Origin of the sequence: Chryseobacterium sp. AG363 (genome assembly GCF_003610675.1) — a bacterium.
GTDB classification, from domain to species: domain Bacteria; phylum Bacteroidota; class Bacteroidia; order Flavobacteriales; family Weeksellaceae; genus Chryseobacterium; species Chryseobacterium cucumeris.
The window spans coordinates 394,229-407,481 of record NZ_RAQF01000005.1; the positions used below are offsets into that span (position 1 = coordinate 394,229).

Consider the following 13,253-nt stretch of genomic DNA (forward strand, 5'->3'; position numbering starts at 1 on the left):
CTATTCTGAATATTGTGAGTTTTTGTCATAAACTAATAATTAGAAAAAATGAAGTAACTTTACATTCTCTTTTTATAAAAAAGTTAGAACATTATATGTATTTAATTTTTGACACAGAAACAACCGGTTTACCAAAAAATTTCAACGCTCCGCTTTCAGACTCGGATAACTGGCCAAGAATGGTTCAGATTGCATGGCAGGTACACGATGATGATGGAAACTTGATTGAAAACCAGGATTATATCATAAAACCTGAAGGGTACGATATTCCCTTCAATGCAGCACGTATTCACGGGATTACAACCAAAATTGCCAATGAAGAAGGACGGGATCTGCAGGAAATTCTTGAAGAGTTTTCTAAAGTCCTTGAAAGGGTAAGGGTGGTTTCCGGACATAATGTAGAATTCGACTATAATATTGTAGGAGCAGAATTTTATAGAAAAAATCTGAAAGATAATCTTCAGGAAAAACCCAAAGCAGATACCATGATTTTGGGGACTGACTTCTGCCAGCTGGGCGGAGGCCGGGGAGGCCGTTTTAAACCTCCAAAACTTGAAGAACTGTATGAAAAACTTTATGGGAGCAAATTTGATGAAGCCCATAATGCTGCTGCCGACGTAAATGCTACTGCCAGAGCTTTCTTTGAAATGGTAAGAATTGGAGTAGTACCGGCTGAGACATTAAAGATTTCAGAAGATCAGCTTGCTTATTTCAGAAGCCTTTATCCGGATCCTATTAAGCCTTTCAATATTGTGATCAGAAGGCAGGTCGCTGATTTTCATAATAAGAAAAAACAACAGGATTTCGGAAGTATTGATGAAATTGATTTAGGAAAATATTTCAATTTTGATAATCACAGTGTTTTCTCTACACTTACCGCTACTTCGAGTATCAATGATTTGATTAAAAAAGCTACTGATGAAAACTTCCCTGCTGTCGGTATGGTAGATCTGGGAAATATGATGGGAGCTTTCAAGTTTGTGTCAGCAGTTGAGAGTGCTAATGGTGAAAGGGCAAAGAAACATAAAGAATACCTGGCGAAAAAGCAGGAAGCAGAAGAAAACGGAACGGAATTTAATGAAGCTGAACCTGTTTCCGAACCGCTTATCCCGGTTGTAGGTTGCGAATTTTATATTTCAGAACGTTATGAACAAAAGCAATTTACCAAGGATGATCCGGACAGGAGAACCCAGGTAGTGCTTTTGGCAAAAGATTTCAATGGTTATAAAAATCTGGCAAAGCTTTCCAGTATCGGATTTCTGAAAGGTTTCTATTTTGGGGTTCCAAGGGTAAGCAGAGAATTGATTGCGCAGTATAAAGAAGGAGTCATTGCTTTGACTTCCGGAATTATGGGAGATATTCCTGATGCGATTTTAAATACCGGTGAACAGAAAGGGGAAGAGCTTTTCAAATGGTGGAAAGATACCTTTGAGGATGATTTTTATGTTCAGATTCAGAATCACAAACTGCCTGAAGAAGAGCATTTGAATGAAGTTCTTTTGTATCTGGCTGATAAATATGATGTTAAAATTCTTGCTCAGAACGAGACTTTTTATACCAATAAAGATGATTCTAATATCCAGGACATTGTAAGCTGCATCAAAGATGGTGAAAAGCTGACAACGCCTATTGGAAAGGGATTCGGTAAAAGAAGAGGGTTGGCAACAGGTGAATATTTTATTAAAAATTCTGATGAAATAAAAGAAGCCTTTCTAGCGTATCCTGATGCTTTTGATGCCTATGAAGAATTTACGGCAAAGTTTAAACCATATACTTTAAAAAGGGACGTTCTCCTTCCAAAATTTGATATTCCTGAAGAATTTATCCATCCGGAAGATGAGGTAGACGGAGGAAAAAGAGGGGAGATGGCTTATCTTACCTATCTTACTTATGAAGGAGCGAAAAGAAGATATGAAGATACAGGCATTACTGATGAAATTAAAGAACGACTGGACTTTGAGCTTGAAGTAATTGCCAATACCGGTTATCCGGGATACTTCCTTATTGTACAGGATTTTTGTAATGAAGCTCGTAAGATGGGGGTTTGGGTTGGTCCTGGAAGGGGGTCAGCTGCGGGATCTGCGGTGGCTTACTGTATCGGAATTACCAACGTAGACCCTATTAAATATGATCTCCTTTTTGAGAGATTCCTGAATCCTGAAAGGGTTTCCATGCCCGATATTGATATCGACTTTGATGATGAAGGACGAGATAAAATTATCAAATGGGTAGTTGAAAAATACGGAAAAACTCAGGTAGCACAGATTATCACATACTCAGTGTTGGGAGGAAAATCTGCCATTAAAGATGCCGGAAGAGTTTTGGATGTCCCAATTCCCGACACGAACAATATTGCTAAATTGATTCCTCCGAGTCCGGGGATGAACATTGCGAAAGCTTTAGCAAAATATGATAAATTAAAGCCGGAAGAACAGATGCTCGTTGATGAAATGAGATATGTTCTTGATACTCCTGATGATGCGAGACATGGAGTTTTGGCAAGCGCCAAAAAGATGGAAGGTTGTATCAGGAATACCGGGATTCACGCCTGTGGTGTAATCATTACGCCGGAAGATGTGAGTAACCTGGTTCCGGTGACTATTGCAGCGAAAGATGCAGATATCCTGGTGTCACAGTTTGATAACTCAGTGGCGGAAAGTGCGGGGCTTCTGAAGATGGATTTCCTGGGGTTGAGAACTCTGACTATTATTAAGGATGCATTGAAGCTGGTAAAAGCAAGATATGATATTGATATTGATCCGGATCTTATTCCCCTTGATGATGCTAAAACATATCAGCTATTTAAAGAAGGAAGAACAGTAGGGATTTTCCAGTATGAAAGTCCAGGGATGCAAAAATACATGAGGGAGCTTAAACCAACGGTTTTTGCCGATCTCATTGCCATGAACGCATTGTACCGTCCGGGTCCTATTAAATACATTCCAAACTTCATCAACAGAAAGCATGGAATTGAAGAAATTGTCTACGATTTACCAGAAACAGAAGAATATTTAAAGGAAACATACGGGATTACCGTTTATCAGGAGCAGGTAATGCTTTTGTCTCAAAAACTGGCCAACTTTACCAAAGGTGAAGCCGATACTTTGAGAAAAGCGATGGGTAAAAAGCAGATCGATGTTCTTAATAAAATGTACCCGAAATTCATTGAAGGAGGGAGAAAAAATAACCTGAATGAGGAGAGATTAGAGAAAATCTGGAACGACTGGAAGGCCTTTGCAGAATACGCCTTTAACAAGTCTCACTCAACCTGTTATGCGTTTATTGCTTATCAGACTGCTTATTTAAAAGCGAATTATCCGGCGGAATATATGGCGAGTGTAATGAGTAATAACATTAACAATACGGATGCAATTACCATGTTCATGGAAGATTGTAAAAGTATGGGAGTTGATGTATTAGGACCGGATGTAAATGAATCTCAATACAAGTTCTCCGTAAACGAAAAGGGGCAGATCCGTTTTGGATTGGGAGCAATCAAAGGAATTGGTGAAGGACCGAGTGAATGTATTACAAGAGAAAGAGAGAACGGAAGATTTAAAAATATTTACGATTTTTTCGAAAGAATAATGCCTTCCCAGATGAACAAAAGAGTAGCGGAAAGTTTGGTGCTTGCCGGAGCTTTTGATGAACTGGATTCTTTCCACAGAGGACAGTATTTTGACATTGATATGGCTGGAAAGACCAATCTTGAAAGGCTTATCAGATATGGGCAGAGCTTCCAGGAAAGTAAAAATGAGATGGAACATTCTTTATTTGCAGATTTTGCGGAAGAAGTTCAGATTGAGCAGCCGAAATTGGCACCTTGTCCGGAATGGCCAAATATGCATAAACTTAATAAAGAAAAGGAGATTATCGGTTTCTATCTTTCTGCCCATCCGCTGGATGAATTTAAATATCAGTTCCAGTTTATGCAGGGGCGGCTTTCTAAAAAATCTGTTCTTGAGAAAAATGAGGAAGATAAAGTAGTTACGGATGAAGCACCCGTATTGGAGAAGGATGCTCAGGATGATGCTGTAGATCTTATAGAAATTGTCTCAGATGATGTAGTGGCTGGCGAAGAGGAAGTAGTGGAGGAAGTGACTAAAAAAGCAGAACCAAAAGGAAATTTCTTATTCCTGAATCTGGATGAGGTAGATGCTTATAAAGAACAGGCTTTTTCTAATAAACAGGAAGAGTTGTTTGAAGAGAAAAAGAAAGACTGGAAAACGCTTCAGAAAGAAAGAGAAAATGGCGGCGGAGGAAAAGAATATACTGTAGCTGGTCTTATTACTGAATACAGAGTTCAGGATGGTTTCAGGAGTGGTGAGAAAGTAGCTTTTGTTACGCTCGAAGATTATTCAGGATCATATTCATTCAGACTGGGAGACAGAGATTATATGAGGCTGAAGGAGAAACTGGAAGTTCAGAGATTTGTTATTTTTAAAATAAAATTTGCTCAGGTAAAAGATGGAAGAGTCTTCGTGAATGTAAATGATGTGATAGAACTTCAGGAAGCATTTGAACGGTTTGCAAAAAGTATATCTTTAGTAATGGATGTAATGGATGTAAGACCTGAGGATCTTGACTTTTTCAGAACAGTTCTCGACAGAAACAAAGGAAATCAAAAACTGAAATTCTTTATTAAAAATCTCGAAGATGACTCCCATATTGAAGTGCAGTCTATGAAGCATTCGGTGGATCTTAATGGAGATTTGATTAAAGAAATTCAACTTCTTAATAAATATGAGTTTTATTTAAACTAAAAAAATACTTAATAATATAAAAGAGTGGCTTAGGTCGCTCTTTTTTTGTTTGCTATTTGATGATATTGATGAAAAATTTTAAATATTTATTTATGTTAAATAGAAAAATTTTCTGAAGTCTATTTTGGTTGTATAGTATTTAAGTATTTGATAATTAGATGTTTAATATTTTTCAATATATTGCGAAATAATTGTTAAATTTAAATAAATGTTTAATTTTATTATGTTTTAATGGTGGTTTTAGTTGTTTTTGCGTAAAAAATTATGATAATTTTTAATATTTCGTTTAAAAATTAAATTAATATTTATACATTTACCGCCCAAACTATTATTATTACTATTTTATGAAGAAATTACTACTTTCGTGTTTAGTCTCCCTGAGTATGGGAGTCTATGCACAAACCAATGTTGCCAACTATACTTTTTCAAAAAGTACTGGGGTAGCTTACACCTCGATTACAGGAGGTACAAAATTATTTCCTACCGGAACCAATACTACTTATGACAATGAAGTATCCGCGGCAATTCCTCTGTCTTCTCCTTTTAATTTCGGCGGCGTTTCTATGACTACGTGTTATATAAGTGCCAATGGATTTATAACTTTTGGAGCTGCTCCTTCAGGGACAAATTATACTCCAATGTCATCTTTAGGAACAACTACAGGAGCAATTTCCGCTTTTGGACAGGATGGAGGTTTCTCATCATCGGATGCAACACAGCCGCCTGGAAATCATGAAGTAAGATATGAGGATCTGGGGACTGAATTTGTTGTGCAGTGGCAGGATCATGCTAATTATAGTAACCGGTCTACCGAAAGATTGAACTTTCAGATCCGTCTGGTGTATGCTACAGGTGAAATCAAAATTATTTATGGAAACTGTACAGACCCAGGAACCAGTACCTCAAATAGTACTCCTCAGGTAGGAATAAGAGGAAACAGTACTACTTACGCATCCAATGTAAATTCTCTGATGATTGGAAATGTACCGAACGGAACTACCTGTGATTGGTCTAAAGCAGTTACTGGTAGTGCTAATAACAGTACTATGCTTTTCTCCAGTACAACCAATGCAAACGTTAAAATTCCCGCAGGTTTACAATATAAATGGACTCCTGGTACGCAGGCGCCTGTAAGAACTTTTGCTGCTGCAACCGGAATCACCAATAGTGCTGCAACTGTAAACTGGACCGCTCCAACCGGGGCAACCGGCTATAATGTTCAGTATAGAGCAGTTGGAAGCTGCGATTGGACAGATCTTGTGGGTAATCCCGTTTCTGCTGCTTCTGCTACAATTACAGGTCTTACTCAGAATACGGCCTACCAGGTTCAGGTACAGGCTTTAAATGGTGCAGTACAATCCGTGTATTCTCATATTCCAAATGCAGCCGGATCCGGAAGCGGATATGTGTCTGCAGGATCTTTTTCAACTACACCGAACTGCGCAAGTACAGTAACCGGCCTTTCTTCTGCTGCTCTGACTCCTGAATCTGCAACGATAAGCTGGACGGCGTCAACAACGCCTCCGGGTAATGGATATGAATATTATTATTCTACCAATTCAACTGCTCCGATTTCAACAGTTACTCCTTCGGGTTCTGTAGGTGCAGGGGTAACAACAGCTAACTTATCAGGTTTGACTCCTTCAACTCAGTATTACTATTGGGTGAGAGGAAACTGTAACGGAACAGATAAAGGGGTATGGTCAAGCTCGGCTAACTTTACAACATTAGGTCTTTGTCCTACAGTAACAGCTCCGGCTTCCAGCGCTACAGGAGTAAGTGTAACTCCTACCATTACATGGACTGCCATAAATGGTGCTGCAGGATACAAACTAAAAGTCGGAACCACTTCAGGAGGAAATGATGTTTTAGATATGGATATCGCGGGTGGAGCTAGTAATTCTTATACGATCACTACACCTCTCAACTTTGCTACTACATATTATTACTCTGTTACTGGCTACACTGCCAATATTACAGGTCCTGCAACAGCATGTACAGTAAGGTCATTCCAGACAGTGTGTAGCTCAACTGGCTTACCATATACTTTAGATTTTGAAAGTGTTACTACTCCGGCTTTACCGACTTGTACAACAGTTATTAATAGCGGTTCCGGGAATTTATGGAAAACAGCAACTGCTCCAACCGGATTTACAGGGAAAGTACTTAATTATTCATACAACAGTAGTAATGCTGCCAATACATGGTTCTTTACCCAAGGTTTAAACCTTACAGCGGGCGTTAGCTATAGAATTAAATATAAATATGCAAACGCAACCGGTACAACACAATATCCTGAAAAAGTAAAAGTAGCGTACGGATCTTCTCCTGCAAGTTCGGCGATGACGAATACCATAGCAGATCATGGTAATATTACCGGTGGAACTGTTACAAATACTTTTACAGACTTTACGCCAAGCGCAACAGGAGTTTATTATATCGGATTCCAGGCATATTCTCTTGCAGATATGAATCAAATCTATGTTGATGATATCAATATAGATGTTACTCCTACTTGTTCAGAGCCATCTGCTGTTACAGTTTCAGCGATTACAACTACTGGAGCAAGTGTTTCATGGACAGCTCCTGCCACAGCACCTGGAAGTGGATATGAGTATTACTATTCTACAAGCAGTACAGCTCCTACCGCTTCTACAACAGCTTTGGGAACCAGTACTACAACTTCAGCTCCTCTATCCGGACTTTCTCCTTCTACTACCTATTATTTATGGGTGAGATCGGTTTGCAGTTCTTCTGATAAGAGTGCATGGAGTTCTACTGTTGCTGTTTTCAATACACTTTGTGGAACAGTTATGGCACCTTTTGTTCAAAACTTTGATAGTGGAGCAGCACCAAACTGCTGGAACAATGTAAACCCTACAGCAACAGGTACGGATGCAACTCTTTTCTGGAAATTTGCAGGAAGTGCAGATTATGGTGCAAGTCCGGCTAATAACCAAAAAGCAGCTGGTACCTATGCATGGGTGGATGCGAGTTCGCCATATGCAGGAGCTGGTGTAAATACTGTACAATTAGTTACTCCTTCTGTAAATTTAACGGGATTAACTGCGCCAATTGTTTCTTTTGACTGGTTTAAAAACCATTCTATGTCAAGTGGTACTACAGTTTCCCCTTCTACTTATGATAATAATAAACTTACGGTAGAGGTAAATGATGGAAACGGTTGGGTAGTGATCTTTAGTGATAATACCAACTTAAATCAATGGAGAACAGTTGCTGTTCCTTTAGCAGCTTCTTATATCGGAGCAACTATTCAGGTGAGGTTTACTGTAGATAAAAACGTGAGTGGTAACGGATACTTCTATGATGATGTTCTTTTAGATAATGTGGAAGTAAAGCAGAATCCTAATTTGGCAACTTCTGAAACTGCAATAAAAGAGAATAAACTTACTGTATACCCTAATCCGTTTACAGATAGATTAACGATCTCTGATGTATCCAAAGTACAATCTGTTTCAATTGTTGATGTTTCCGGAAGATTGATTAAAACAATAGAAAAACCTTCTTCTGAACTTCAGTTGAGAGATCTTAAAGAAGGATTGTATTTAGTAATCCTGAATATGAAAGACGGATCTAAACAAACCGTTAAAGCAATTAAAAGATAAAATAATTTCTTACTAATAAAGAGAGAGACTGTTCAATTTGAGCAGTCTCTTTGTTTATAAGGGGGATTATCTTTTGTTGAAAGAAAATTTATATTTGTTGTCATATGATGAAAAAAATATTTTTTTTATTGCTGATTTTCACTAGATTTGATTAACTAATACTGATTTATATGAAAAATTTTTTACTCGTTGGTTTCTTAATAACTGGCTTTTTATCCTCCGCGCAAACCTATTGTACGCCTGCTTTCGCTAGTGGCTGTAGTGGCGGGGATATGATAGATACTTTTGCAATTCCGGGTGCCGGATTTGATCATTCTAATACAGGTTGCTCTACTAATGCTTATGGAGATTATACCTCGATGACGATTAATCTCAGTGCAGGTTTAAGTTATGATTTTAGCGTTAAACATGATTACAGTGATCAGAATGTTCGTATCTGGATTGACTTCAATAACGATGGAACTTTTGATGATGCTGCTCCGGAGCTTGTGGCTTCTGCAAGCAGTACGCTTATAGGAGGGAATGATATTACGGCAGGGCTTATCACAATTCCTTCAACTGTAACTCCAGGTACTTACAGAATGAGAGTAGGGGATAGATTCTCCGGAGATCCTATTCCTTGTAATACAGACGGATATGGAGAGGCTCATGATTATACAGTAGTAATTGGGGCGGTTCCGACTTGTTTTGCTCCGTCTGCTTTAACAGTATCTGCTGTTACTGCCAATTCAGCTCAGTTAGGATGGACAGCTCCGTCTTCTGCTCCAGGAAGTGGTTATGAATATTATTACTCAACTTCCAGTACATATCCTACTGCTGCGACAGTAGTTTCCGGGTCTATCAATGGATTGACTGCAAATCTACCTTCTCTTACACCAGCCACTACTTACCATGTCTGGGTACGTTCTGTATGCAGTGCTTCTAATAAGAGTGCATGGTCTCAAATGGCCACATTTATGACCTCGTGTGTTGCTGTGGGAGTGCCTTATGCATTGGATTTTGAAAGTATAACTCCACCAGATATGCCAACTTGTACCTCTGTAGTGAATGATGGGGCAGGAAATATATGGGAAACAGGTGATCTGGATGCTCAGGGATTTACAGGAAATGTTCTTCAGTATTCATATGACTATGCAGAGAATGCGAATACCTGGTTTTTTACCAACGGAATTAATCTTACTGCAGGAGTGACTTACAGAATTAAATATAAATATGCCAATGCGGAAGGAACTGTATATGCTGAAAAACTGAAAGTAGCCTATGGGACTTCAGCTACCAGTGCAGGAATGACTAATACATTAGCAGACCACTCGGATATTGTGATCAGCACTGCAACAAGTTCTTTTACGAACTTCACACCAACAACTACCGGAGTATATTATTTTGGATTCCAGGCCTATTCTGATGCTAATATGAATAAATTATACGTTGATGATATTAATATAGATGTTGCACCGGCTTGTAGCGAACCTAATGCATTAGCTGTTTCAAATATTACCGCTGCAGGAGCTACAGTTTCCTGGGCAGCAGCCACTCCGGTTCCGGCTAACGGCTATGATATTTATTACAGTACAACGAATACAGCACCTACGGCAACAAGTACACCTAACTTTACAGGAGTTACAGCAACCACTTATAATATTCCAGGCTTAGCTGCTTCCACTCCTTATTACGTATGGGTAAGATCTGCCTGTAGCGCAACAAGTAAAAGTATATGGAGTGATTCTGCTACCTTTACAACATTATGTTCAAGTACGAATCTTCCTTACACGATAGATTTTGAAAACGTTACTGTTCCAGATCTACCTGGTTGTACAAATAATGTTAATGCGGGAACAGGAAATGATTGGGTAACAATGGATCCTCCTTCTGATAGCCAGGGATTCACCACCAATGTGTTGAAATACCAGTATAACTCTTCCAATTCCGGTAATGCATGGTTCTTTACACAAGGATTGAATTTGACAGCAGGAGTGCAGTATACTATTAGTTATAAATATGGTAATAACTCATCAACCTATGTCGAAAAATTGAAGGTAGCCTACGGAACTTCACCAGCTGCAGCTGCTATGACAGGTTCTATTGCAGATTATCCTTCAATCAATGATGAAATGGCACATACAGAATCTATAACGTTTACTGTACCTACAACAGGAGTATATTTCTTTGGATTTAATGCTTATTCAGATCCAGACCAGTATAATCTATATATTGACGATATCAGTATTAATAACGCGAATCTGGCAACAGCTGAAGTTGGTAAAGCGAAAAATAATATCCAGCTTTATCCTAATCCATTTACGGATGTATTGAATATCTCTGATGTGAAAAATGTAAAAAATGTAATAGTGACAGATGCGACAGGAAGACTGGTGAAAACTATTACCAACCCTGAATCTACAATCCATTTAAGAGATCTGATGCAAGGAGTTTATGTAATAACACTTGAAATGAAAGACGGATCTAAGCAGACTATTAAAGCTATAAAAAAATAATTCATCATTTAAATAAAAAAAGGGAGGCGGGTCATTGATGATCCGTCTTTTTTATGGAGATTGAATAGAATCTTATTAATCGTATGAATGAAAAAAGATGAGTAAAATATTTCACTCATCTTTTTTATTTTATCCTGTGGCCGTTATCGATTATCGAATATTTTCCATCACATATTGCCCAGCATACATCACTCATCATTTATTGGGTACAGGCTGTATTTCTCCTTTATTCATAAGGTCAAATACGGTAGGGAAGAACATTGCTAATATAAAATAGATGATGATCATAAGCACAATCAGTGCAAAAAGAATAATCACTAAGCTATTGGGTCTGTTTTTCTTTTTTGGTTCCATGATTTTGTGGTATTTAGTGAATAAATTTTACTTATACCAGATGTTAAGCTAATTTCTTGCCACATTTCTTGCAGTATCTTGCATCATCATCAATATCTTCATTGCCACAACGTTCACATACCATTTCCAGGTTCTGTCTTTTGTTTCTCATTTCAGCTGTTACAATACCGGTAGGAACTGCAATAATGGAATAACCTGCCAGCATGAGAATAACTGCAAAGAACTTCCCTAAAGGGGTTATGGGTGATACATCACCGTAGCCTACAGTAGTTACCGTAACAACTGCCCAGTAGATGGATTGAGGTATTGTTTCAAAGCCCTGTCTTCCGCCTTCTACCATGAACATAAGTGATCCTACAATCACAGAGAATATAATCAGGAATAAAAGGAAAATATAAATCTTTCTCGAACTGTTTTTCAGAGCCCGCACAATAAAATACCCGTCATTCATAAAATCAAGCAAATTGAAAATTCTGAACACTCTCAGCATTCTCAGCATTCTGAAAATCAGAAAATATTTAGTAACAGGGAAAATAAAGCTTAGATAAAAAGGAACAAGAGCAAGGAAATCTATAATTCCGAAAAAGCTGAATATATAATTACGTTTATTTTTTACCACCGCAATCCGCATAGAATATTCTGCTGTAAAAAAAATAGAGATGACCCATTCGAGGATCAGAAAGGTATAATGGAATTTTTTATCAAGCTTTGGTACACTTTCCATCATAATAATAGCAGTACTGGCAAGAATCAATGACAATAATATGATGTCGAACAGTTTTCCAAGCTTCGTATCGGAGCGATAAATTATCCGGTAAAGGAATCTTTTCCATAAAGTGTCCTCAGGAATCAGATTATGTTCTCTTTCCATTTATATAAGGTTATTTCACAGCGAAGTTAATAATTTCTGTAATGTATACGGTAAATATATGATTGTTAAAAGAATCTTGCAAATGTTAATAAAAAATCTGTCATTAAAAAGTGAATTATTGTATATTAATTGTATGGTTTTCAATATGTTATAATTAGTAAAATACGAATAAAATATGACATATAAAAATTAAATTTTTAACATTTTTTTCATTCAAGTTTGTAATTTTATTCTACAAAAGCTTTATATCATGAGAAAAATTTTAACCTTGTTTATTCTGTTTTTTATAAGCAGTTTTGCTAAAGCCCAGGTTGGGATTAATACTTCAGCACCAAATGGAGCTTCAGTACTGGATATAGTTTCCAACCAAAAAGGAATTCTTATTCCTCGTCTTACAGATACTGACCGGGATACTAACCTGGCAGATAACGACGTTTCCACGGTACCTCCTGCAGGTGTGGTAAACCCTAACCTTACTGCAGGAACCCTTATTTTTAATACGACAACGAATAATTTCCAGTATTGGGACGGTACCCTCTGGAGACAGCTTTTTGTTCCCACATCTTCTCAGGCTGGTAACGACGGTGTCGTTAAAGTAAATTCTGGAAACGCAAATGTAAAACCCTCATTCAGTTTAAGTGCTGCAGGAAGTGGCTATGGCCCAAGACAGCAGGTACTTTATAACACTCCATTGGTCTTTGCCGCAAGCCCTACGACAAGCTGGCCGGAAACCACAGTTCCTTTTCCGGGAGTTACCAGTAATATCTATATTGCAGCTACCGGCAAATGGAGAGAAAATGAAATTAACGGGCAGGTTCACGTTTGGAGAGCAATTGCTACCATCACTCCGGGGTCCAACTCTTCAGGATCAATAAAGGCTACCTTAAAAAATCCCGATTCCGGTTTTGAAATTAACTCTATCCAGTTGGTACCGAGTGGTTCCAGTGGAACAGGGAATATTCTTACCTTTTATTTCTATACCATTGCAGACCCGGCGAGTCTTGATCCGGGAAGAGGATATCAACTTTTTATGGAGTCTGATATCAACTGTAGTGTTGTCATGGAATCCTTTACAAGAGTATCTCTTTTCAAAGATTAACAGTGTTACTTTATTCTTTTTTAATATCAAAATAAAACCGGTTTA

Annotated in this window: 6 protein-coding genes; 4 read left to right on the plus strand and 2 right to left on the minus strand. The window is 38.0% G+C overall.

Annotation, left to right across the window (positions count from 1 at the left end; genetic code table 11):
* Positions 1 to 95 precede the first annotated feature (95 nt).
* From dnaE to DEU39_RS20190, 3 genes are all read left to right on the plus strand, one after another.
* Positions 96 to 4,763 (plus strand): DNA polymerase III subunit alpha, encoded by a 4,668-nt coding sequence (gene dnaE, locus DEU39_RS20180; RefSeq protein WP_120233151.1) that lies wholly within the window; start codon positions 96 to 98, stop codon positions 4,761 to 4,763.
* 344 nt (positions 4,764 to 5,107) lie between these two features.
* The gene (locus DEU39_RS20185; protein WP_120233152.1) at positions 5,108 to 8,389 is read left to right on the plus strand and encodes a fibronectin type III domain-containing protein; all 3,282 of its coding nucleotides are present in this window, start codon (positions 5,108 to 5,110) and stop codon (positions 8,387 to 8,389) included.
* Positions 8,390 to 8,559: 170 nt separating this feature from the next.
* A complete protein-coding gene (locus DEU39_RS20190; protein ID WP_120233153.1) occupies positions 8,560 to 10,884 on the plus strand; it encodes a GEVED domain-containing protein in 2,325 nt (774 codons plus the stop codon).
* 195 nt (positions 10,885 to 11,079) lie between these two features.
* Here the strand turns inward: DEU39_RS20190 and DEU39_RS24525 are convergent, their stop codons facing one another.
* Together DEU39_RS24525 and DEU39_RS20195 are read right to left on the minus strand one after the other, a co-directional pair.
* Positions 11,080 to 11,238 carry a hypothetical protein gene (locus DEU39_RS24525; RefSeq protein ID WP_156106430.1) on the minus strand — a complete coding sequence of 53 codons (159 nt, stop codon included), beginning with the start codon at positions 11,236 to 11,238 and terminating at the stop codon, positions 11,080 to 11,082.
* A gap of 43 nt (positions 11,239 to 11,281) precedes the next feature.
* Positions 11,282 to 12,109 (minus strand): ion transporter, encoded by an 828-nt coding sequence (locus DEU39_RS20195; RefSeq protein WP_120233154.1) that lies wholly within the window; start codon positions 12,107 to 12,109, stop codon positions 11,282 to 11,284.
* Between the two features lie 250 nt (positions 12,110 to 12,359).
* Between DEU39_RS20195 and DEU39_RS20200 the strand changes: the two genes are divergently transcribed.
* The gene (locus DEU39_RS20200) at positions 12,360 to 13,208 is read left to right on the plus strand and encodes a hypothetical protein (RefSeq protein WP_120233155.1); all 849 of its coding nucleotides are present in this window, start codon (positions 12,360 to 12,362) and stop codon (positions 13,206 to 13,208) included.
* The last annotated feature ends 45 nt before the right edge of the window (positions 13,209 to 13,253 follow it).